Below are 24,592 nucleotides of genomic sequence, written 5' to 3'. Positions count from 1 at the left end.
GGTCAAATTATCAAAATGATTCTCATTAGTAAATGAAAACAATTATCATTATAATCAATAAAGAAATGCTTATTTTTATAATATTAATTAAAAACAATAACTTAATTTAAAATTATGGTTAATAAATAGCTGGATTTAGATTGTAATCATATGTTTGATATTTATTGCACTTGATAATAATGATAATTATTTGCAATTATGTTGCGCAATTTAATATCGCTTCAAATAGGAGTTAAATATGAGCTCTACCATCGTGGTCACAGGTGCTGCAAGAGGTATTGGAGCTGCTATTGCAAAAAAATTATTGCAGCAAGGGCATCAAGTGATTGGTATTGATCAACAGGAAAACCCAGAACAATGGGAAATCATTCAAAAGCTAGAAAACCATGAAATATCACGTTGGCAAGGAATTTCACAAGACATTACACAGCAACAAACTACTCAAAATTTAATTGCAGAGCTTTTGGAAAAGCACAACATTACAGGATTAGTAAATGCAGCGGGCGTATTAATTATGCGTTCTATGCTTGAAGCAAAACCGGAAGATTGGCAAACACTTTTTGCGGTGAATGTCATGGCACCCATCGCAATTAGTCAACAACTTGCCAAGCACTTTTGTGAAAAAAAACAGGGAAGTATTGTCACTATTAGCTCAAATAGTGCACGTATGCCACGTATGCAGCTCGGCATGTATGCAACGAGTAAAGCGGCACTGAGTCATTACTGCCGTAATCTTGCACTTGAAATCGCACCTCATCAAGTCAGACTCAATATCGTTTCGCCAGGTTCTACTTTAACGCAAATGCAACAACAGCTTTGGACAGACAATTCGCCTCCACCTGCTGTTATTGATGGCGACTTAAACCAGTACCGCACTGGCATTCCACTTAGAAAACTTGCCCAGCCTGAAGATATCGCTAATACCGTTAGCTTTTTACTTTCAGACCAAGCAGCACAAATTACTATGCAAGAAATTGTGGTCGATGGGGGAGCCACATTAGGCGTTTAAATATTAATTCATCACAACAAAATAATTTTATAAGGAGTTGCGAGATGTCGGTACAGCATCCGTATTTTATCCAACGAGAAAATTTTACTGAAAGCAGAATTACACTCGCAAAAGAAGTTTTAAATTGCACTGATAACGCTGGTTTTATATTTACGACTCCTGAATACATCATATCGAGTCATCAAAAACTTAAAGATATTGAGGTTACAAAAGACACTCAGCTAAAAGAGTGGCTAAACGAAGCCCGTCTACAATTACAACAAGCAATTGCAGATGGTTATAGCGATGCCAAGGTTATGGGTGGGTTGCCATTTAGTTCATCGGCAGATGTCAATTTAATGCTAATGCTAGATGCCAAGGTTTACCAGAAAGCTTTATTTTCACAAACTGATATTAATCTTGATGACTTAATCTTAAAGCAGGCCGATTATTTACCTTCAGGTGAACACTATAAACAACAGGTTGAATATTTAGTACAACAAATGCGGGCACAAAAGCTAGATAAAGCAGTACTTGCACGTATTTTACAACTTGAATTTGAAGAGAATCTTCCAGTCTCAGATGTATTTTATAACTTGGCCAAGCATAATCCTGAAGGATATAACTATGCAGTCGCAAGACACCCTCAAAGCGAAGGTTGGTTTGTTGGTGCAAGTCCTGAACTATTAATTGCAAAGCAAAATAATAAAATCTGGAGTAAACCTGTTGCGGGCACATTAGCACGCGATGATGACCCAATTGTTGACCAAAATAATGCAAGAGCTTTACTGGCTTCACAAAAAGATCAACATGAGCATGCTCTTGTCATCGAAATGATTGCCGATGAACTCACTCCTTTCTGCAAGCAACTACATGTGCCCAAACAACCTTCACTTATTCGCACCAAACGTCTTTGGCACTTGGCCTCACACATTACGGGCGAGCTTAAGCAAGCCGATACTCATGTTTTTGACTTAATTGAACGTCTACATCCAACACCTGCAATTTGTGGTGAGCCAAGTTCCGTAGCAAAAAATTTGATTCAGCAACTTGAACCATTTAACCGTGAACTATTCGCCGGAACCATGGGTTGGGCCGATGCCGAAGGTAATGGTGAATGGTCTGTGACCGTGCGCTGTGCTCGTATTTATCAAAATATTGCCCGTTTATTTGCCGGTGCAGGAATTGTGGAAGCCTCACGTCCACAAGCTGAACATGCTGAAACTGCTGCAAAGTTCCGTACTGTACTTGATGGCCTGCACATTTCACCAGACCAATTACCACGATAAGGAATATACAGATGACAACAATAAAGTATTTAGAGGGCGCTGTACCATATCCAGAAGAATTTGCCATGGCTTACCGTAAAAAAGGCTATTGGATTGGGCAAAATCTGAGTGACTTTTTACGGGAAAGTGCTCAAAAGTATGCGAAAAATATTGCAATTTATGATGGAGATAAAGCTGTTAGCTATGAAAAATTTGACAACTTAGTTGACTGTTGTGCAAGCCATTTATATCAATATGGCTTACGCGCGGGTGATAAAGCCGTCGTACAAATGCCAAACCACTATCAGTTCTATGTTCTATTTTTCGCCCTGATTCGATTAGGTGCTTTACCTATCATGTCATTGCCTGCCCATCGATATGCTGAACTCAGTAGCTTTTTTAAACAAACGCAAGCAAAAGCTTATTTCTGTTCTGATTTTGGTGCACAAAAATTTGACTACCGAGAGCTTGCCGGAAAGCTTCAGCAAACAGCAGCTTGCTTAGAGTATGTATTTGTACTTGGAGATGCTGGCAATTTTGTTGCTATCGAAAATCTATTAAAAGAAACAGAAATTCTAGCGGAAGCAATCTCGCCAACTACAGCAGATCAAGTGGCTTTTTTACAGCTTTCGGGGGGTAGCACAGGTGTTCCAAAACTGATTCCACGTACTCATGATGATTATCTATACAGTGTGCGTGAAAGTGCCAAAATTTGCGAACTCAATCAGACTTCACGTTTATTGATGGTTTTACCTGCGGCACATAACTTTTCAATGAGCTCGGCTGGTTCTTTAGGCATTTTTTATGCTGGCGGCGCGGTGGTTTTAGGTACAGATCCAAGCCCTGAAACTGCATTCCCACTTATTAAAAAACACGGTGTGACAGATGCTTGTTTGGTTCCTGCCTTGGTTCGACCGTGGATGGATAAAGCAGCCAAAGATCAAGATTCAATATTATCAACTCTACGTTGCTTGCAAGTCGGTGGAGCACGCTTACCCGATGCTGCTGCCTTACGTTTAATTGATGAGTTTAAGGTTAGTTTGCAACAAGTCTTTGGAATGGCTGAAGGGCTTGTGAACTACACCCGTTTTGGCATGTCAAAAGAACAAATTATTCATACCCAAGGTTTAAAAATCTCGCCAGATGACGAAATTTTAGTACTAGATGATCATGACCAACCCGTAGAAGCTGGACAGGTAGGGCATTTGCTCACTCGTGGCCCCTATACCATTCGCGGCTATTACCAAGCACCGGAGCATAATGCTCGTTCTTTTACACCAGACGGTTTTTATCGCACAGGCGATTTAGTCCGTATCCGTGAAGATGGCTGCATTGTTGTGGAAGGGCGTTCAAAAGAACAAATTAATCGTGCTGGTGAAAAAATTGCGACTGAAGAAGTGGAACAAGCGTTATTAACTCATCCACAAATCCGCTTGGCAGCGCTGGTTGCTATGCCCGATGAAGTTATGGGTGAAAAAAGTTGTGCTTTCGTGGCATGGCAATCACAACCTGATGATCCAAGTCCAATTCGCCTTGCGATGTCAGTTCGACAACATCTGAAAGACTATGGGCTTGCTACCTACAAAATTCCTGATCGTGTCGAATTTATCGAGCAGTTTCCATATACAGCTTTTGGAAAAATCAACAAAAAAAGATTACGTCAACAACTTGAAACTAAAACCAATGTTCTTGCCTAAAGATAAAAAAGGAAAATTTAATGAGTATTCCCAAAATTGCTAGCTACAGTATGCCTCAAGCCCATGAGTTTACGCCCAATAAAACCCATTGGCAGTTACATACCAATCGCGCCGTGTTACTGGTCCATGACATGCAGCAGTATTTTTTAGATTTTTATGACCAAACTCAAGCACCTATTCCAGAGCTCATTAGAAATACCAAAGAACTGATTAAAACCGCACGTAAATTTAATATTCCAGTGGTTTATACTGCACAGCCCGGTAATCAGACGCCTGAACACCGTCAACTATTGACCGATTTTTGGGGAACCGGGTTAAAAGATGATCCGTATATTACTCAGATTTTGCCGGAAATCTCGCCTCAGAAAAATGATACTGTTTTAACAAAATGGCGTTATAGCGCATTTAAGTTTTCCCCACTTGAACAACTCATGCGTGAGTCGGGCCGTGATCAACTTATTATTTGTGGTGTTTATGCCCATATTGGCTGTCTCATGAGTGCCGCAGAAGCATTTATGCTAAACATACAACCATTTTTATGTGGAGATGCACTCGCTGACTTTAGTCGCGAAGAGCACGATATGGCATTAAAATATGCGAGTACACGTTGTGCTCAGGTGATGACAACTCAACAAGTGACTCGTGCTTGGGAACTCGAACAAGCAACCTCGCCATTAACCCCAGAAGGAATTGTTCTCGCGGTAAGTGAACAATTACAAATTCCAGCTTCAGACATTCAGTTAAATGATGATTTACTCATGCTTGGGCTTGATTCAGTTCGCTTAATGACTTTAGTGGGTAAATGGCAGGCTTATGGTGCTCAGGTAAGCTTTGAAGATTTGGCAGAACAACCTACATTAGAAGTATGGATTGAGAAACTAGTCGCTTAAATTCAAATGATAAAAAAAGCAGATCATTGATCTGCTTTTTTTATTTTATAAAGATGAATGGTCTTTTCTATATCTAAATACACGGCCAAGCGACCATTTTAAAACCGGTAAACTATGTACCAAAACAAAGAAAAAGACCGTAAATACAGGCACCAGTAAAGTTCCTATAACTACACTGCCAAATACACTCATACCAATTTCATGGCGACTCACGGCACCAGCACCTGTAGCAACGACAAGGGGAATAACACCTGCACCAAAAGCTAAAGACGTCATTAAAATTGGACGTAAGCGTAAAGCTAAAGCCTCACACGCAGCAGTAACATAGCCTTTACCTTGTTTTATGGCTTTAGTTGCGAACTCCACAATTAAAATCGCATTTTTACAAGACAAACCAATACCCGTTAGTAACGCGATTTGGAAATACACATCGTTTGGTAAGCTAAAGATTTGAGCAAATACAAGAGTTCCAGTAATTCCTAGTGGAAGTCCTAGTAAAATAATAAGAGGTACTTTCCAGCTTTCATATAAAGCGGCTAAACATAAAAAAATAAATAAAATAGAGATAATGTATAAAAATAAGGCTTGTTGGCTCGATTGCTGCTCTTGTAAAGAGAGGCCACTCCATGCGACATCTACACCAGACTGTTTGCTCACCATATCACTTAACTGTTGCATCGCCTGACCTGAACTAAAGCCAGAACTGACATTTGCTTCAAGTTGTATGGCAGCAAGCCCCATAAATCGCGTTAAGGTCTCTGGGCCACCAATCCATTCGCTTCGACCAAAATGTGCAAGAGAAAGCATTCCACCTGTATTATTACGGACGTGCCAATAAGCTAAATCTTCAGGTTTAGAACGAAATTCAGCATCACCTTGCATAATAATTCGTTTAATTTTGCCTCTTTCAACAAAATCACCCACATAGTTTCCACCCCAAGCAGTTGATAGGGTTGAGCGAATCGCTTGTTGATCAATCCCTAATATTTTGGCTTTATTCTGATCGAGCTGAATGAAAACCTCAGCCTTATTCTCACTTACAAGCGGGCTTAAATTTTCAAAAGCAGGATAATTGCGAGATTCATTTTCTAAAGCTTTATATTGTTTAATGAGTTCATTGCGTCCTTGACCATTTACATCTCTGAGCCAAAGTTCTAGAGCATCAGATTGGCCCAAACCAGAAACACTTGCAGGCATACCCACCATAACTTTAGCTGGTAAGTTTTTTTGCAAGTAATTTTGCGCACGTTCACGAATAGCACTTGCAGTATTAGCTTCACCTTTACGTTCATTCCAATGCTTTAAGGAAACAAAGGCCATGCCTAAATTTGGACCACTTCCTGAAAAGTTTTGTCCATTAACTACTAGTACGGTATTAATATTTTTAGCTTCATGTTCAAAGAAATAGTTATTGACCAGTTTACCTACTTCTTGTGTTTGGCTCATAGAAGCACTGTTATGCAAACTATAAGGCACAGCCAACAAACCTTGATCTTCATTTGGAATAAAGCTCGTCGGCAAACTACGATAAATCACAATTAAAACAGCAACTAAAGCCAACACGACAAGACATGAAAGTGCTTTAAATTTGATTAAACTTGTTGCTAAAAAACTAAAACCAACTTTAACTTTTTCAAGCAAAGTCTCAAGTTTTTGTCCCCATTTAGGTTTTTGAGTTTGTTTTTTTAGTAAGACAGCACACAAAGCTGGCGTAATAAACATGGCTACCAATAAAGATAACAACATCGCAGCCGCTAGGGTAATTGAAAACTGGCGGTAAATCATACCCGTTGAACCACTAAAAAAAGCCATCGGGATAAATACGGCGGTTAGTACCAAGGTAATACCAATCAATGCACCAGTAATTTCCTGCATCGATGCTAAGCATGCATCCCGAACACTTAAATGTTGTTCATGCATAAGCCGTTCAACATTTTCAACCACTACAATCGTGTCATCGACTAATAATCCAATCGCTAAAACCAGTGCAAACAGGGTAAGAGTGTTAATACTCATACCAGTCAAATACAACACAACAAAGGTACCGCAAATCACAATAGGTACAGTAATGGTTGGAATAAGTGTAGCGCGCCAATTTTGTAAAAAGAGATACATGACAATGACGACCAACACCACAGCTTCAAGCAGAGTAATGATGACTTGTTTAATGGACTCTTCAATAAACGGTGTATTGTCACGTGGATAAACAATTTTATATCCAGTAGGTAGATGCTGCTTGAGCTGTTCAATTTTTGCTTTAATTAGACCAGAGGTTTCAATCGCGTTCGCATCAGGACTGAGTGAAATACCTAAACCAGCGGAAGGGTAGCCGTTTAGCGTATTGATACTTTCATAGTTTTCGGCGCCTAATTCAACTCTCGCCACATCTTTTAAATAAACCAGACTGCCATCTACATTAGCTTTAACGACAACCGATTTAAAATCATCGACTGTTTTTAATCGAGAACCAGCAGTAACTTTGGCATAAATATTCTGATCAGAAGCAGAAGGCATAGCACCAATTGAGCCAGCAGCTATTTGAGTATTGTAATCTTCAAGTGCCTGTTCAACATCACTCGGCATAAGTTGATAATTTCTAAGTTGATTTGGATTTAACCAAATACGCATTGCATAACTTGAACCAAACACATCCACTTCACCAATTCCTTGCAATTGTGAGAGTGGTTGTTCAAAGTGATTGACCATATAGTCCGATAATTCGATATTGCTGGCTTTTCCTGTTTCATCGTATAGCCCCACAATTAACAGCATATCACCTGTGGTTTTCCAAATATTTACCCCTTGTCGTTGGACCTGTTCAGGTAGACGGTTTAATGCACTGTTAATGCGATTTTGTACTTGTAATTGTGCCTTATCGATATCTGTACCAATTTTAAAATGAATATCAATACTGGTCGTTCCTGACGATTCACTATTTGATGTGAAATAAAGTAAGTTATCTAGTCCTTTAATTTGTTGTTCTAAAATCTGAGTTACGCTTTCTTCAACAGTTTCAGCAGACGCACCTCGGTAATTAGCAATCACTGTGACACTTGGAGGAGCTAGGTTTGGATAACGCTCAACCGGCATTGCACGAATAGAAAAAAAACCAAAAATAAGAATAGTGATGGCAATGACAGATACAAAAATAGGGTGATAAATAAAAAATCGAGAGAGCATTGTTATGTCTACTTTAAGCTTGTTTTCAATAGGTTTTTAGGCACACCAAATTGCAATATTAACTTTTTTAAACCAAACAAACAATAATGATTATCATTATATAAATAATAATTACTTTTATCTTGAACAATAAAAGTCATGGGGCTATCATGCTCGGCACATCATAAATGATAACAATTATCATATGGTAATCGTTATAAAATATAAGGACCGAGAAATGACGTTAACAAAAAAGGCGCTGGTGGTCGCCCTCTCAACACTGCTTCCATTTGCAGTCCAAGCAAATACCGATATTGACCAACAAGGCACAAATGAACCTGTTCAAAAACTTAAAACTATTGTGGTTTCTGCTGCTTTAAAAGAACAAGATGTAGATAAAGCACCTGCATCGATTAGTGTAATCACAAGTGAAGATATTGAACGTAGCGCGGCACTCAGCCTTGCCGATGTTTTACAAAAACAAGCTGGGGTTTATAACTATAACAGTGGTCAAGATAAAATCGTTATACGGGGAATGCTGAATACCTCAGGGAACTACACCTTAATTCTTTTAAACGGTAAACGCATGTCATCTAATGGCGCCATGTGGCGAGGCAATGACTTTGACTGGAGTGCGATTCCTTTAAATAGTATTGAGCGTGTTGAGGTGATTCGTGGGCCAATGTCATCTCTCTATGGTGCAGATGCGATGGGCGGTGTTATTAACATTATTACCAAAAAAGCAGAAGATGGACAATTACACGGTTCTATTTTTGGTCAATATAACCGAGCAGACCGTGGTGATGGTAAAAACCAGTACCGTTACGGGTTTAATCTATACGGTGGTTTAACCGATAATTTAAGTTTCACTCTGGCAGGTGATGCTTATAACCGCGATGCATGGTATAGAAAGGGCCAGCCAGATCCAGATGGTGCATATTTTGTAGAAAAAGACACCAAAAACGTAAATGGTACTTTAAGCTGGAATATTAATGACCAGCAAACCTTAGATCTAGATTTGGGCTATAACAACGATAAACGCCCGCTAACTCAAGATGCAGCTACCTCCATTCAAGAATCAGAAATGAAACGTACCAATGTGGGGATTGCTCACCGTGGTAAATGGGCTTGGGGTAAAACAGAAGCTTATATCGGTAAAGAAACCGCCAAAATTTATGACTATGACAGTGAATACGATGCGCCTCAAAGCCGTCACTATAAACAAGAAAATTTAATTGGCCGTGCTTTTGCCAACTTTGACTGGCTCATGAATAATACGACCAGTGGTTTTGATTATAAAGATCAGAAAATTACAGATGTCGTAAGTTATATCGGCACTGGAAAGAATCAGCAAAAGAGCTACGGTATATTTGTTCAAAACGATACCCATATTAATGACGCACTTACCTTAACATTAGGTGGTCGTTATGACGATTTTGATGACTTTGATGGTAAAACCACAGGTAAAGCCTATTTAGCATATCAACTCGCTGAAGGAGTCATACTTAAAGGTGGCGTGGGACAAGCTTATAAAGTTCCGGCTCCTGCTCAGTTAGACATTAACTACTCGATGATTTCATGTGGAGGTAGTTGTCACATTCGAGGTAATCCAAACCTAGCACCCGAAGAAAGTACAAACTATGAAGCATCCTTAATTGTGACCCGTCCAAACTGGAATGCTGGCGTTACAGTTTTCCAAAACGATGTGAAGAACTTGATTGAAGCAATTACCTTGAGTGATGGTGACCCGCGTTTAGTAGGTGATTTTAGAAAAATCTGGACCAATGTGAGTCGCGCAGAACTCAAAGGTGTTGAGCTTACAGGTGGATATGATTTCACTGACAATTTAGGTGTTAAGGCAAACGCAACTTATCTCGACGCAAAAAATAAAACCACAGGTAAAGACTTAACCGAACGACCAGAATGGCTTGCCAATGGCTCTATTTCCTGGGCACCAGTTCAAGACTTTCGTGTAAATGCAGGCGTGAGTTATGTAGGCAAACAAATGTACTCTGCAACTAAAGAGTTGCCAGCTTATACCACCTATGACGTGACATTTACTTCTCCTATTACGCCACGTTTAACACTGGACTATGGTGTAAAAAACCTGACCGATGTTGATTTGGAGGATAAAAACAAAACCTTTAATACCAAACTTTATGGCCGCAATTACTTCTTAAAAGCGACTTATAGTTTCTAAGCTAAATCTAGACTCAAAGCTTATTCATAGGGGAATAGGCTTTGAGATTTTTAGTAAAACACCCATGATTTCAAGTAAATATAGACAAAATAATTTTTAAAAATTCCTATATTTCTAAACATTCAGGTTAATTAACATGACGACAATATCAAAATCATTATTAAATGGACTACCGATAAAAAAATCGAGAATACAGGTTTTTGAAATTTTAAATCAGAACCCACATGGCTTAAGTGCGGATAGTATTTATGCACAACTTAAAAATGAATATAAAATTACGCTAGGAACTATTTACCGAATTTTATCTGAATTTGAAAATCGTAAACTCGTCAAAAGAGTGTTTTTGGGAAAAAGTAAAAGTATTTATAAACTCAGAAAAGACAAAATGAGTTGTAATCTGATTTGCTTAAAAACAGCCGAAACTTCAAGCTTTGAACATGAAAAAGTGAAGGAACTATTACACGAAGTTATAGATATTATTTTTGCAAATACTGGAACAGACATCAGCAGTGTAGAACTTAACCTCTATACTGAATAAAAATTTCGTTTAAATTTTCATATAAAAATAAAGGACAGCTTCGTACTGTCCTTTATACTTCATTAAATGAAATTATTTGATGACTTTAATTCGAGTTGTAGACGGAATAATGAGTGGTGAATTTTTAGCAACATAGCTTTCAAAGGCATCAATATCTTGACCACCACCAACGCGGTTCTGGCCATCTTTTAATACAGTGAAGTTGTCACCACCATCTGCTAAGAAACTATTTACCGTTACACGGTACACCTTCGTATCAACCAATGGGGAACCAGCAACCATAATATTGCTTGCTCGTGGTGAAACGGTTGTGTTTGCTGAATATTGATAACTTAACTCTTTAGACGGCTGTAAAATTTTAGGAGAACTTGCATTTCCACCAGACCATTGCTGCTCAAGCACATCTCGAATTTGTTTACCGGTTAAACTCAGTGTCACAATAGAGTTACCAAAAGGCTGAACCGCAAAAATATCACCAAAAGTAATTTGGTTATTGTTATTAATTAAGAGGTCGGCACGTACACCACCTGGGTTCATGAGTGTAAAGTCTGAACCTTGATCGCTTGCTTTAAGAGCAGAGGCTTGTTGTGCGTCGGCAATCATATCACCTAACGGACTTTCACCACTTTCGACTTGAGTACGGCTCACAACGGCAGTAGAAGTTCCAACTACGCGTCCAGAAATGGTTGTTACCGCCTGACGGTATTTATCTAAAATCGCTTCAATACTTGGTGTCTTACTAAATTTTTGATAAAGATCTGTAAGGCTTACGGTCATTGTGCCTGAAGTATAGGCCTCACTTTGAATCGGAATTTGTTTAGCATCTTTTTTAATGATATCGCCAGTTTTACCGTCTAGCTCAATCTTAATATCGGTAATAAGTGTGCCGTATTGGCCAGCTGAAGTCAGTAAGAATGGCTTAGCTGGATTTTTAGTTGCATAGTCACAAATATAAGATTGATGCGTATGCCCTGAAACAACAATATCAACTGCCGGATTTAAGCGATCTAAAATACCTAAAATAGGTCCACTTAAGCCATCACAAGTTTTTTCATTAAGTTTAGTACTTGGTGCAGCACCTTCGTGAACAACTACAACAATTGCCTGAATTCCTTGTTTTTGTAGTTCAGGAATTAGCGCATTGACCGTATCCGCTTCATCACGAAATTCAACATCTTTAATGCCGGCTGCAGAAACAATACTTGGAGTCGCTTTAAGCGTTAAACCAATAAATGCTACTGGAATTCCGCCATACATTTTGACTTTATAAGCTGGAAAAATAGTTTTACTTGCATCGTTTTTCATTGCGACGTTAGCTGCAAGGAAATTAAATTTCGCCCCACTAAAGTTTTTATTAATTTGGCAGGGTACTGTACTTGTATATTGTTGACATCCACCATTTTGCAAACGGCGTAACTCATCTGTACCTCGGTCAAACTCATGGTTACCGACTGCATTAAAGTCAATTTGAATATCATTCATGACGTCAATGGTTGGCTCATCTAAAAATAATGAAGAAGTGAGTGGCGAAGCACTAATTAAATCACCCGCTGAAACAACAGCATTATTTGGATTTTGAGCTCTAAGTTTTTTAATTGCGTCTGCAAGGTAACTCACACCACCAACTGGAATACGAACTGTTCGAGACGCGTCATTAGGGTTAGCGGCATCAACGTAGCGTTTAGGTGGCTCTAGATTTCCGTGAAAGTCATTAAAAGCTAAAATATCGACAATCTGGTTACTTCGGGGCGCAGATGTATTTGAATCACTGTCATTGTTATCATTACAACCGGCTAATAAAGCCATCGCCAGACATAAAGATGTTGTCTTAAATAATATATTTAAAGTTGTCATTTTTTATCAATTGGTGAATTAAGATGCATAAAAAATACGCATACTGTGTGAATATTTGATGAAAACTAAATCTTAATCAAAATCAGATGATCTTTAAAAAATTAATGCTAAGATAATATTAGAGGTAAACTAATAAAAGGAAATATTTAAGACACATAAATAGATGTTAATTTTTAAGTTTTTCATAAAAAATTCATGAATTTGCAATAAAACAGTTACAAAATGTTCAGTGAATAAAATCGGTTATATATTTTTAAATTAATCTTTTTTATTCATGTTCACTTTTTATCCATTATAAGAGTCAAGAATGACATCATTACCTACATTATCTAGCTCAAACCAGCATAATTTAGAGACATATATCAATAGAGAACTCTCTTTATTAGAGTTTCATAAGCGTGTGCTCGCTCAGGCCAAAGATATTGAACACCCATTACTTGAACGTTTAAATTTTTTAATTATTTTTTCACGTAATCTGGATGAATTTTTTGAAATTCGTGTGGCAAGTTTAATCCAGAAAATTAGCCTAATGACACAAGCGACTGGACCAGAAGGTCTGCCATTACCAGAAGTATTAAAGCAAATTTCGAAAAATGCTCATGAAGCCGTTGAAGAGCAATATAAGATTTTAAATTATACGTTGTTGCCACAGTTGCAAGGCTATGGCGTCCACTTTATTCAGCACGGCGATATATTAGAAAAACATAAAGAATGGATTAAAGAGTACTTTTTTAAAGAAGTACAACCTGTAGTTACACCAATTAGTCTTGATCCTGCACACCCATTTCCACGGTTAGTTAATAAAAGTCTTAACTTCATTGTGACTTTGGAAGGCAAAGATGCTTTCGGACGTCAGATTGATTTAGCTATTGTGCCGGCACCGCGTTCTTTACCAAGACTTGTTAAAATTCCGGAGCATATTTCCGGTGGTGCAGAACATTACATTCTGCTCTCTGCCATTATTCACCAGCATATTTCGGATTTATTTCCGGGTATGAAAGCGACAGGCTGTCATCAATTTCGTGTGACCCGAAATGCTGATTTAACCGTTTCTGAAGATGTAGAAGACTTGGCGGCAGCTTTAAAAGGTGAATTATCTTCACGCCGTTTTGGTCAAGCAGTTCGTTTGGAAGTAGCAAAAAAATGTCCTGAAGAAATTGCGAACTATTTATTAGAGCAATTTGATTTAGATGCAGAACATCTTTATTACGTCGATGGTCCTGTCAATTTAGCCCGTTTTATTTCCAACTTTGATTTGCCAGAGTTGCGCTATAAACCGTATCAACAGGTTTTACCAAAACTTCTCTATAGCAAAAAGCCAATTTTTGATGTGTTAAAAGCAGGGGATGTTTTACTTCATCATCCATTTGATTCTTTTGCACCCGTTATTAAGTTTCTTCGGGAAGCTGCTCAAGACCCAAATGTCTTGGCAATTAAACAAACCTTATACCGTAGTGGTGCCAACTCGGAAATCGTTCAACTTCTTGCAGAAGCGGCGCGTAACGGTAAAGAGGTCACTGCTGTTATTGAGTTACGAGCACGTTTTGACGAAGAGTCCAATATTGAAGTAGCTAACGTATTGCAAGAAGCAGGTGCAGTTGTCGTTTATGGCATTGTTGGCTATAAAACTCACGCTAAAATGATTTTAGTTGTTCGCCGTGAACAAGACAAAATTAAAAGATATGTCCACTTAGGTACAGGCAACTATCATGCGGTGAATGCCAAAATTTATACCGATTTTGGCCTGCTTACGAGTGATGCTGAAATTTGTGAAGACGTACATAAGATTTTCCAAGAACTGACCGGTATGGGCAAAATGGCAAAGCTTAAGAAACTTTTTCATGCACCTTTTACCTTGCACTCTCAGTTGCTAGAGCTTATTGAACAAGAAATTAAAAATAGCCTTGCTGGCAAAAAAGCACACATCATCATTAAAGTGAATGCGCTTACTGAACCACAGCTCATCAGCGCGCTTTATAAAGCTTCTCAAGCGGGTGTACAAATTGATTTAATTATTCGCTCAATTTGCTGTTTAATACCACAAGTTACAGGGTTGTCCGATAATATTCGAGTACGTTCAATTGTTGGACGCTATTTAGAACATACTCGAGTTTACTATTTTTATAATGATGGTGATACAAAAGTGTTTTGCGCTAGTGCAGACTGGATGGAACGTAATTTGTTCTCTCGTATCGAAACCTGCTTCCCAATCGAAAGTAAAAAATTAAAGAAACAAGTGATTGAAGATGGGCTAAACAATTATCTAAAAGATAATCGTCAAGCATGGGAACTACAAGCCGATGGAACTTGGGTGCAATGTCAGCCTAAACCAGAGCAAGATCTTTATATTGCACAGCAATACTTAATGAACTTAGCCGTGTAAAAGTTCGGTCATAGCAGAATATTTGTCTGTTATGACCTTTTAATCACCTTTGATTGATAAGGAGTTATTAAAATTTGGACAAAAAACACAATTATCGAACAATATCTTGTATCAACCTTATCTACAAACGTGGCATTTTTAATTAGAATAAATTTTTAATTGCTTTATAAGATTTAATCAAGTGATTCATTTCGCAAGATTAATCCTGACTGGAGAAAAATTTATGCAATGGACAAAACCAGCTTTCACTGATTTACGTATTGGTTTTGAAGTAACAATGTACTTTGAAGCACGTTAATTATTTCTATTCAAATCTGACATAAGCCCTAGTTTTGTTCTAGGGCTTATGTCTTTCTAATAAGATATTAATTTTATGTATATTTATATTTTAGGTTCAGCGGCTGGAGGCGGCTTCCCTCAGTGGAACTGTAATTGTCCTAATTGTCATGGTGTTCGTACAGGTAAAATTAATGCCAAAGTACGAACTCAATCTTCAATTGCGGTTTCAGAAAACGGCGTAGACTGGATTTTATTAAACGCATCACCAGATATCCGTCAGCAATTATTTGACTTTAAAACAGCTCAACCTGCACGTAAATTACGTGACACGGGCATTACCAACGTTATTTTGATGGATAGCCAACTTGACCATACCACTGGACTGTTAACTTTACGTGAAGGCTGTCCAATGAATGTGTGGTGTACAGAAATGGTCTATCAAGACCTGACCACAGGTTTTCCAGTCTTTAATATGTTGAAGCACTGGAATGGCGGTCTTCAATACAATGAAATTAATCCTAAACAAGCTTTTAAAATTGATGGTTTTGAAAATTTAGAATTTTTACCTTTAATTATTCAAAGCGCGGCACCGCCATATTCACCACATCGCCATGACCCGCATGAGGGCGACAATATTGCCTTAATCATCAAAGATCGTAAAACACAAAAACAGTTGTTTTATGCACCAGGGCTTGGAAAGATTGATGATCAAATCATGCAGATTATGCAAAATTCTGACTGCGTCATGATTGATGGCACACTCTGGACCGATGATGAAATGCAGCAAACGGGTGTAGGTAAAAAAACTGGCCGTGAAATGGGACATTTATATATTAGTGGGGAAGGCGGTTCACTGTCTTATTTGAACCAACTCAATACACCCAAAAAAGTGCTGATTCATATTAACAATACCAATCCGATTTTAAATGAAGACTCTGCTCAATTTGCTGAACTAAAAGCACATGGTGTAGAAGTTGCCTATGATGGCATGCAGATCGAACTCTAAGGTGAAACATGACTCAAACACCTGAAGCTTTAACAACCGAACAATTTAAACAGGCCATTATTGATAAAGGTCAGTATTATCATATCTATCATCCATTTCATGTGATGATGTATGAAGGTAAAGCCACTCAACAACAAATTCAGGCTTGGGTTGCAAATCGCTATTATTATCAAATCAATATTCCACTCAAAGATGCCGCGATCATGGCAAATTGCCCAGACCAACGCGTACGTCAGGAATGGATTCAGCGCATGATTGACCAAGATGGTGAATATCCTGACGGTGGTGGACGAGAAGCATGGTTACGATTAGCCGAAGCTGTAGGTTTGAGTCGTGAACAAGTGATTTCCGAAGAATTGGTTTTGCCGGGTGTTCGCTTTGCTGTAGATGCCTATGTAAATTTTGCACGTCGTGCATCATGGCGTGAAGCCGCAAGCAGCTCTTTAACTGAATTATTTGCACCGCAGATTCATCAATCTCGCCTTGAATCATGGCCACAACATTACCCTTGGATTGATGACAAGGGCTATGAATATTTCCGCTCTCGTTTAAGTCAAGCACGCCGTGATGTTGAACATGGTTTAACAATTACGCTTGATTCATTTACCACTCATGAGCAACAACAAAGAATGCTGGAAATATTGCAGTTTAAACTGGATATTTTATGGAGCATTTTAGATGCCTTAACACTGGCATACGTACACAATGAAGCACCATATCATAGCGTGACTCAAGAACGGGTATGGCACAAAGGACTATTTAAATGAATAAAGAACAATTTGATGTAAATCTTGTGCCTACATGGCGACAAGGTTATCGCTTTCAATTTGAGCCTGCTCAAAATAGTTTTGTCATTTTATATCCTGAAGGCATGATTAAATTAAATGAAAGTGCAGGGGCCATTGGACAGTATATTGATGGGAAAAATAATGTCTCTGCCATTATTTTCCAGCTCAAGCAACAATTTGGCGATATAGCCGAAATTGACAACGATGTTATTGATTACATGTTAGTTGCCCAGCAACAACACTGGATTGATTTAGTATGACAGAAGGTGTTGGCCTACCTTTATGGTTATTAGCGGAGTTAACTTATCGTTGCCCGCTACAATGTCCATATTGCTCAAACCCTTTAGACTACGCGCAGCATAAAAATGAACTGACCACACAAGAGTGGTTTGATGTTTTTGATCAAGCGCGTCAAATGGGGGCAGTACAACTCGGTTTTTCCGGTGGCGAACCTTTGGTGCGTCAAGATCTGGAACAGCTTGTGGCGCATGCACACCAACTAGGCTTCTACACCAACCTGATTACCTCAGGCATGGGACTTACCGAACAGCGTATTTCGCATTTAAAGCAAGCTGGCCTAGACCATATTCAAATCAGCTTTCAAGCGAGTGATCCGGTCGTTAATGATGCTTTAGCTGGGTCGAAACATGCTTTTGAACAAAAGTATGAAATGTGCCGACTTGTTAAGAAATATGATTATCCGATGGTCCTCAATTTTGTAATTCATCGGCATAACATTGACCAGATCGATAAAATTATTGAGCTTTGCCTTGAACTCAATGCAGATACAGTCGAACTAGCAATTTGTCAGTTTTATGGTTGGGCATTTTTAAACCGTCAGGGTTTATTACCGACACAAGAACAACTCATACGTGCTGAACGTATTACCAATGAATATCGGGAAAAGTTAAAAGCGCAAAATCATCCTTGCAAACTTATTTTTGTAGTGCCTGATTATTATGAAGAAAGACCAAAAGCCTGTATGAATGGCTGGGGTAAAATTTTCTTTACAGTTGCTCCAGATGGTATGGCTCTGCCTTGTCACGCAGCAAGACAATTACCGATTTCTTTCCCAAATGTTCGTGAACAAAGCCTATCAAAAATCTGGTATGAGTCTACCGGTTTTAACCACTTCCGTGGTGATGCATGGATGCCAGCAGGATGCCGTAGTTGTCCAGATAAAGACCGCGACTTTGGTGGCTGTCGTTGTCAAGCTTATATGTTAACAGGCGATGCAAGTAATGCAGATCCTGTTTGTAGTAAATCGCCGTATCATCAGCTCATTGAACAGGCACGTGCCGAGAGCGAATTCGATGCAACTCTAGAAAAACTGGTATTCCGTAACACTAAAAATTCAAAGCAATTTACGGTTCAACAAAACATTCCGGTTCAAAATATTGTAGATGATTAGCTATGAGAAAACCGATATGAACCATGGCATATTGCCTGTTTTTGATGGCCATAATGATATATTAACCCGTTTGTGGTTAAGTGATCATAGCAATCCTGCTCAGGCTTTTATTCAGGAACGTTTAGCAGGGCATCTCGATTTAAAACGCTGTCAAGAAGCGGGTTTTGTCGGTGGGATGTTTGCTATTTTCTTGCCGCCTTTTCATTATGTTAAGCAGCATCATCCCAACAAACTATTTGACCAAAACGCGTCTGACTTTACCCAACAGCAAATTGAGCAAATTTGTCTGGCACAACTCGATTTAGCAAAACAACTTGCCGAGTATTCTAACGATATTCAAATTTGCACAACTGTTCAGCATATTCAGCACTGTTTAGCAAAACAAAAGTTAGCCATTGTATTGCATATGGAAGGCGCCGAAGCACTACAGCACAATCCAGATTTACTCGATGTATTTTATGATGCAGGGCTTCGTAGCATTGGGCCGCTTTGGAATAGACCCAGTCGTTTTGGACATGGTTTAAATGCTAAGTTTCCCCATTCACCAGATACGGGAGCCGGCCTTACACACGAGGGGAAAGCATTTATAAAACGCTGTACTGATAAAAAAATGGTGATTGATGTTTCCCATATGAATGAACGAGCTTTTTGGGATACCGCTAACATTCTTCAACAGCCCATAGTCGCGACCCATTCGAATGTACATGCCTTATGTCCACAAGCCAGAAATCTAACAGATGACCAACTTAGGGCGATCAGGGACTCTAAAGGCATAGTCGGGGTAAATTTTGACGTTGCATTTTTACGTAAAGACGGGCAGCGCGATGCCAACACATCTATTGATGTACTTTTAGAGCATCTTGAATATTTAATAGATCAAATGGGAGAAGATTATGTCGGTTTTGGTTCCGACTTTGATGGAGCACTTATTAGCGATGAAATTGAAGATGTAAGGGGACTACACCTACTTATTGAAGCAATGCAAAAGCGACATTATTCCAATGAAAGTATAGAAAAAATTTGTTTTTCTAACTGGTTAACCGTACTCAATCGCATTCTAGATAAATAATTTATTGCTAAACATATTGAAAATAGCGAATTATTTTGCATTTTTTATTGGCCGAAATGACTAAAAAAAGTACAAATGGTTTAATTGTCAACCATTCGGTAAATTAATTAGAATCAATATTACTGAATGTAAGAACATTTGGTATTTCAGGTCTTTAGTGGTTTTCACATGCGCCCATTTCTTTTTGAGAAGTAGAAATGGGCGTTTTTTATTGCTTATTTTAAAAATGAGAATTTCATCACAAGAATGACCAATTAATTGCAAATGGTCCCTTTCCCATCTTGACTAAAAGTTCAGCATTAAATACATTGGAACTGTATTTAAAGATAAATAAGATTGCTTAAAGCAATTAATAATACTGCTTAATCCTGAAATACAGTAAAAAGCCTATTCCATTTTTAGAATAGGCTTTTTGCTTTGTATCAAAATTTATTTTTGAAACTACTATACTCTTCAATTAACATAAAAATTAAATACCTTACAAAAGCGACTCAAATCAAAGCCCTTAAATAACAAATAATGTGCTATTAATTTAAGTTAATTTCTCAAAAGTTTCTCCGTCAACTGAAGAGGTGCAAAATGTTAAAATCAATTTTAGTACTAGGAACAGGTATTGCCATTGGCATGTGCGTATACAAGAAGAAGCAAAAAAATAGTAAGAGTTTTAGTACCGATAGCGATACTGACACATTGATTAGTAAAGATAATAATAAAAACAAAGATGATAGTTCTCTAGATAATGCTGTACAGGTTTAAAAGTAAATAAAGGGGTTCATACGTGGGCCCTTTAAATATTATTTTCTATAAATTAAATTTATTTAAAATAATAAACTTTTTTACAAGTTCATCTAATATTAATTTTTATTTTAAATAATTATTTCACTATTCATTTAATTATTAAATAAATATGTTTAAAACAAAAAAAACACTTCAAATGCTAAATTTTACATGTTGTAGCAAAACTCCCTTTATTATCTTTAACGTTAAGAATAAAAAATGGAGACTAAAATGTCTAAACGTCATATTTTAAAAGAAGTTAATGCAAAAAGTATGTGTGGTATGGAAATTGTGGTAGAGCAAATTTTTGAAAATGCGTTGGAAAAAAATTTAGCTTCAACCGAAGTAGAGCAAAACTGGTTACCACTTTCGAAGATTGTCATTTCAGACAAAGTTATCAATTTAGATCAAGACAATACCTTTGCCCATCCAAGAACAGGTAAAGTCTTTAAAATTTTAAACTCTTAAGCAGTTTGGTTACTAACATGCATATAAACGAAATGATTGAGGCGAAACAACAAAATGTTTCGCCTCAATCATTTAATTAAGTGAATTTGCATTTCTTGACTCGTGATTAACCTAAAAATGCGTTAAGTTACTTATAATTTTTGAAGTAAATACTGATTTTTTATGATAATTGAGATAGAAACCCATCCACTACAACCATTTTTACCTGAAAATGCCCGTTTATTAATGCTAGGGAGTTTCCCACCTCCTCGTAATAAATGGAAGATGGACTTTTATTATCCAAACTTTCAAAATGACATGTGGAGAATTTTTGGCTTAATCTTTTTCCAAGACAAGACCTATTTTTTAAGCGAAAATCAGAAAACATTTAATGAAGAACGTATCCGAAACTTCTTAACTGAAACAGGTATTGCCATTTTCGATACGGCTTATCAAATTAAACGCCTCAAAGGTAATGCTTCCGACAAATTTCTGGAAATTGTCACACCCACAGACTTGGCGGCTTTGCTTCAAAAAATCCCTTTATGCCAAACTATTATGACTACAGGGGACAAAGCAACTGATACCTTAATTTCAGTTTTACCTGAGAACACTGAAAAACCTTTAATTGGAACATCGACAACAACTTATTTTGCCGACCGCAATATTCATTTATATCGGTTACCGTCATCTTCTAGAGCATATCCACTAGCGCTTGAGAAGAAAGCAGAAGCCTATCAAAAATTCTTTAATGAAATAGGTTTCTTGTAATATTCAAACTTACATCATCCACTCAATAGGCAGGTAAGAAACAGCTTTAATCATTGTTCGTTGAAAACGGCTGGTTCCCGGGTCTTTATCGTATTCAATGACTTGCCCATTCGACTGGTAATCTAGCCAAGTAATTTCACCTTGGCTATTTAGTTTTAACTGATAGGCCACTTGAGGTAAATGTTGATCTAACATAACGGAAATCTGAGTTTGTAATTGGCTAGATTCAATGACTAAACCTACTTCGGTATTTAAATAAGTAGAGCGAGGGTCAAAATTAAAAGAACCAATAAATACTTTGCCATCTACATCAAAAAATTTCGCATGCAAACTTGATTTATTTTTACCTTTTGCCGGTATAACGCTACCCGTTACGATTTCGTACCAAGTTCTACGTCGCCGTTCTAAAACAGGTTTAAACTCATAAAGCTCAATACCATTTTTAAGCATTTCTACACGGTATTGACTATAAAAAGCATGTACGATCGCAACATCATTCGCAGCAAAAGAGTTAGTTAAAGCACGAACTTTAATTCCTTCAACTCGCAGTTGTTTCAAATAATACGTACCTTGTTGAGTGGGTACAAAATAAGCAGAAGCTAATTCTAAGTGCTGCTTGGGTTTACCCATAATAGACATGACTTGCCCATACAGCATTTCATGTTCAGCTGCGGTACCTAAAATTTTCTTGGGAGAGTCTGCTACAAAGTGTGCTTTAGACCATTGTATAGGGTTGTGCTCTAAAAGCTCTTTTAGATAAGACTGAGCATCATAAAGTTTATCTTCAGTCAGACTATGGTTTTCATGGTGTAATTGTTCGTAATGCTCTCTTAGTGCTTTTAAATGATGCTCAGCACAAGTACCAATCACTTTAGTCGCGTCTACACTTAAGGTACTTTCCCAAAAGTCAGCAAATACAGCTTGGGCATGCCGTACAGCATCTCCATAAAACAAAATATCTAAATCTGTAAATTGAAACTTACTGCTTGCTTCAAAATATTCACTACTGATATTCCTACCACCGGTTACTGCAATTGAAGCATCTGCAATTATGAGCTTGTTATGCATACGGTGATTCACTTTTTTGAAGCGAAAAATATAGTCGAATATTCTTAAATATCTAAATTTATAAGGATTAAATAACCTAATTTCAAAATTGGAATGCTGTAAAAGGCTTCTTAATATGCCATCGAGTTTTATACCGTTTTGATCATCAATTAACAGTCTGACTTTTATGCCTCGATCTGCCGCCTTCAGTAATTCATGCAAGATCAGATTACCCACAAAATCATTAGTCCAAATGTAATATTGTAGATCTATGGTTTCTTTGGCATTTCTAATTAAATAAATACGTGAAGCGATACTCATAAATGCATCATCGAGGGCTACAAAAGCGGTAAGACCCTGACGTGTTTTTTCTTCTGCTGCCTCATCATTCAACCAATTATTTGTCTTTATCACTATATCTTTCTCATTAGGATCGTATGTATCTGTATAAGAAGGTAAATCAGTAAAACCCCAAGCACTTAAGGCCATAGTACTATACTGCTCATATAGCTGATTGATCATGTAAGCATTTAATTTGCATCCAAGTTAGATCTATCAGAGCATTCTTATATTCAATTTATATGTCAAAAACCTCAATAACTGTATGATTTTGTTGTACTCTAAAAAACTATAAAATTAAAATATAATGAAAACAATGTATTAGTAGAGATTAAAATTTTACTAGCGGCGTGTTAAATAATCATTTTGATTGTGTGAGCTGTATTTTACTGCAAGAAATTATTTCGATAATTTATGAATTTCACTTATAAAACTGTGACATATTACTCCTTATTTTTATAAGTTGTGTTTTAACATGCGCCCTAATTTCACAAGTTCACATTACTTACAATGAGGACACTAACTACTACATTAAAACACATGATTTCTATCATACTTCCTTAAAAAGCTGCATAAGCAACCTACCAAACAATGGAAGGTAGAAGGAAGGAGATAGGAAATGCCACAATATTTAATGATTGCTGAAAAGGTATATAAAAAAATTGAAGAAAATAATCTTTTTTCTGATACTCCGACTGAACATTTGAATAACTTGATAGGCGTAATCCGTAAAGAGATTAAAGGTACAAAATTTAAGCTTAAATATAACTTTATTGACTTTGAAGAATGTTTAACAAAGCCACTGGATGAATGCGCCGTTAAGATTGATATTAGCCTAATGCCAAGCCATAAAAATAAAGACGAATATATTTTATGGTTAGCGGGATTTATAGAAAGAATGACGACAGGTGGGGAGACTCATCTTCCTCCTATTTCAAAATTTATTCCACCAGACTTTAAATTTAACTGTGAATTTGATAGTGGTCATACTCAGCCAGTAGAAGTACAGAGACATGATGAGGGGGAACTTATCATTAATTACTTTAAATCAGAGCCCTTCATGAAAATTATAAAAGAAGAAAAATAATTTAAAGAATAGAAGTGTTTCCACCACACTTCTATATCGCTGTCAAAATTCAGCGACCGCCTTCTGGGGCGGTTTTTTTATGGAATTAGCAAAATTCCTTGTTATGTTGATGTCTTCACATAAGTTTTCACTATGAACATAACTCACTTGTTCGCTATAAAAATGGATACAGAAATCAATGTTAGCTTTTTATTATCTTCATGATTTAAGGAGATATAGAAATTTTAAAAGAGAGTTAAATTGCTTCCTTGTAGACAATTTAGTCTAGATGTATTCTGAATCTATAAAGAACTTTCATGTTTGTTAGTTTTTTAAAGGAGGTGTCTATGCTCCATAATTTTAGACAGTTTTTCTGCATGCACATCTGGGAATATGATTTTGATATTTCTCATGATGAGATAAGAGAATGTAGAAAATGTGGGAAAATTCATAAAGTGAAGAGTTCCCATAAAATGACTTAAGATTAAAGAAAGTGATTTTAAGCATATTAACAAAATAAGCCCAATAATTTAAAAGTATTGGGCTTATTTATGAATAATAAAAAACCTATTAATTTACTCAGAATATAATTCAAATTAGATCACATTTTTAAAT

General features: G+C 37.2%; 20 protein-coding genes and 1 pseudogene. 18 read left to right on the top strand and 3 right to left on the bottom strand.

Translation table 11 applies throughout. From position 1 onward, the window contains the following. The first annotated feature begins 238 nt into the window (after nucleotides 1-238). From J671_RS14030 to J671_RS26140, 5 genes and pseudogenes are all read left to right on the top strand, one after another. On the top strand, nucleotides 239-1,009 hold the full coding sequence (locus J671_RS14030) for an SDR family oxidoreductase (RefSeq protein ID WP_004887251.1): 771 nt from the start codon (nucleotides 239-241) through the stop codon (nucleotides 1,007-1,009). 44 nt (nucleotides 1,010-1,053) lie between these two features. After that, entirely contained in the window at nucleotides 1,054-2,277 is a 1,224-nt protein-coding gene (locus J671_RS14025; RefSeq protein ID WP_004887250.1) for an isochorismate synthase, read from the top strand. A gap of 11 nt (nucleotides 2,278-2,288) precedes the next feature. After that, complete coding sequence (locus J671_RS14020; protein WP_004887249.1) at nucleotides 2,289-3,953, top strand: (2,3-dihydroxybenzoyl)adenylate synthase; 1,665 nt, start codon at nucleotides 2,289-2,291, stop codon at nucleotides 3,951-3,953. A gap of 20 nt (nucleotides 3,954-3,973) precedes the next feature. Beyond that, nucleotides 3,974-4,624 (top strand): annotated as a pseudogene (locus J671_RS14015) (isochorismatase family protein); the annotation flags it as partial. Between the two features lie 18 nt (nucleotides 4,625-4,642). Next, a complete protein-coding gene (locus J671_RS26140) occupies nucleotides 4,643-4,843 on the top strand; it encodes a phosphopantetheine-binding protein (protein ID WP_371508613.1) in 201 nt (66 codons plus the stop codon). A 45-nt stretch (nucleotides 4,844-4,888) separates the two neighbouring features. Here J671_RS26140 and J671_RS14010 read toward each other — a convergent pair whose 3' ends face one another. Then, nucleotides 4,889-8,023, bottom strand: a complete 3,135-nt coding sequence (locus J671_RS14010; protein WP_004887247.1) for a multidrug efflux RND transporter permease subunit — start codon at nucleotides 8,021-8,023, stop codon at nucleotides 4,889-4,891. Between the two features lie 217 nt (nucleotides 8,024-8,240). Between J671_RS14010 and J671_RS14005 the strand changes: the two genes are divergently transcribed. Both J671_RS14005 and J671_RS14000 read left to right on the top strand, forming a co-directional pair. Beyond that, complete coding sequence (locus tag J671_RS14005) at nucleotides 8,241-10,202, top strand: TonB-dependent receptor plug domain-containing protein (RefSeq protein ID WP_004887246.1); 1,962 nt, start codon at nucleotides 8,241-8,243, stop codon at nucleotides 10,200-10,202. Nucleotides 10,203-10,338: 136 nt separating this feature from the next. Next, nucleotides 10,339-10,740, top strand: coding sequence for a Fur family transcriptional regulator (locus J671_RS14000; protein WP_004887245.1), 402 nt, complete (start codon nucleotides 10,339-10,341; stop codon nucleotides 10,738-10,740). Between the two features lie 72 nt (nucleotides 10,741-10,812). Here J671_RS14000 and J671_RS13995 read toward each other — a convergent pair whose 3' ends face one another. Further along, nucleotides 10,813-12,594 (bottom strand): bifunctional metallophosphatase/5'-nucleotidase, encoded by a 1,782-nt coding sequence (locus J671_RS13995; RefSeq protein WP_006580913.1) that lies wholly within the window; start codon nucleotides 12,592-12,594, stop codon nucleotides 10,813-10,815. Nucleotides 12,595-12,901: 307 nt separating this feature from the next. Between J671_RS13995 and ppk1 the strand changes: the two genes are divergently transcribed. The 10 genes from ppk1 (at nucleotide 12,902) to J671_RS13950 (ending at nucleotide 21,525) form a co-directional block, all read left to right on the top strand. Then, nucleotides 12,902-14,977 carry a polyphosphate kinase 1 gene (gene ppk1, locus J671_RS13990; protein ID WP_004887241.1) on the top strand — a complete coding sequence of 692 codons (2,076 nt, stop codon included), beginning with the start codon at nucleotides 12,902-12,904 and terminating at the stop codon, nucleotides 14,975-14,977. A 223-nt stretch (nucleotides 14,978-15,200) separates the two neighbouring features. Beyond that, nucleotides 15,201-15,275, top strand: a complete 75-nt coding sequence (gene pqqA / locus J671_RS0104550; protein ID WP_001982218.1) for a pyrroloquinoline quinone precursor peptide PqqA — start codon at nucleotides 15,201-15,203, stop codon at nucleotides 15,273-15,275. 75 nt (nucleotides 15,276-15,350) lie between these two features. Continuing rightward, nucleotides 15,351-16,262 carry a pyrroloquinoline quinone biosynthesis protein PqqB gene (gene pqqB, locus J671_RS13985; protein WP_004887239.1) on the top strand — a complete coding sequence of 304 codons (912 nt, stop codon included), beginning with the start codon at nucleotides 15,351-15,353 and terminating at the stop codon, nucleotides 16,260-16,262. A gap of 8 nt (nucleotides 16,263-16,270) precedes the next feature. After that, nucleotides 16,271-17,029, top strand: coding sequence for a pyrroloquinoline-quinone synthase PqqC (gene pqqC / locus J671_RS13980; RefSeq protein WP_000195110.1), 759 nt, complete (start codon nucleotides 16,271-16,273; stop codon nucleotides 17,027-17,029). After that, nucleotides 17,026-17,310, top strand: coding sequence for a pyrroloquinoline quinone biosynthesis peptide chaperone PqqD (gene pqqD / locus J671_RS13975; RefSeq protein ID WP_004887236.1), 285 nt, complete (start codon nucleotides 17,026-17,028; stop codon nucleotides 17,308-17,310). The genes pqqC and pqqD overlap by 4 nt, the downstream gene beginning before the upstream one ends. Further along, a complete protein-coding gene (gene pqqE, locus J671_RS13970; protein WP_004887235.1) occupies nucleotides 17,307-18,461 on the top strand; it encodes a pyrroloquinoline quinone biosynthesis protein PqqE in 1,155 nt (384 codons plus the stop codon). The genes pqqD and pqqE overlap by 4 nt, the downstream gene beginning before the upstream one ends. Before the next feature lie 16 nt (nucleotides 18,462-18,477). Then, on the top strand, nucleotides 18,478-19,530 hold the full coding sequence (locus J671_RS13965; protein ID WP_004887232.1) for a dipeptidase: 1,053 nt from the start codon (nucleotides 18,478-18,480) through the stop codon (nucleotides 19,528-19,530). Between the two features lie 579 nt (nucleotides 19,531-20,109). Next, complete coding sequence (locus J671_RS25120; protein ID WP_000920232.1) at nucleotides 20,110-20,286, top strand: hypothetical protein; 177 nt, start codon at nucleotides 20,110-20,112, stop codon at nucleotides 20,284-20,286. 252 nt (nucleotides 20,287-20,538) lie between these two features. Then, the gene (locus J671_RS13955; RefSeq protein ID WP_000044007.1) at nucleotides 20,539-20,775 is read left to right on the top strand and encodes a hypothetical protein; all 237 of its coding nucleotides are present in this window, start codon (nucleotides 20,539-20,541) and stop codon (nucleotides 20,773-20,775) included. Between the two features lie 162 nt (nucleotides 20,776-20,937). After that, on the top strand, nucleotides 20,938-21,525 hold the full coding sequence (locus J671_RS13950) for a uracil-DNA glycosylase family protein (RefSeq protein ID WP_000582748.1): 588 nt from the start codon (nucleotides 20,938-20,940) through the stop codon (nucleotides 21,523-21,525). A gap of 9 nt (nucleotides 21,526-21,534) precedes the next feature. On the opposite strand, the gene J671_RS13945 is transcribed toward J671_RS13950, so the two are convergent. Next, complete coding sequence (locus J671_RS13945) at nucleotides 21,535-23,094, bottom strand: phospholipase D family protein (RefSeq protein ID WP_002084057.1); 1,560 nt, start codon at nucleotides 23,092-23,094, stop codon at nucleotides 21,535-21,537. 436 nt (nucleotides 23,095-23,530) lie between these two features. On the opposite strand from J671_RS13945, the gene J671_RS13940 reads away from it, so the two are divergent. Next, nucleotides 23,531-23,998, top strand: a complete 468-nt coding sequence (locus tag J671_RS13940; RefSeq protein WP_006580909.1) for a hypothetical protein — start codon at nucleotides 23,531-23,533, stop codon at nucleotides 23,996-23,998. Nucleotides 23,999-24,592: the final 594 nt, after the last annotated feature.

Origin of the sequence: Acinetobacter sp. 1130196, assembly GCF_000588095.1 — a bacterium.
Lineage (GTDB): Bacteria > Pseudomonadota > Gammaproteobacteria > Pseudomonadales > Moraxellaceae > Acinetobacter > Acinetobacter nosocomialis.
The sequence above is the reverse complement of the archived record's forward strand: the minus strand, read 5'-3'. Positions and strand labels throughout refer to the sequence as shown.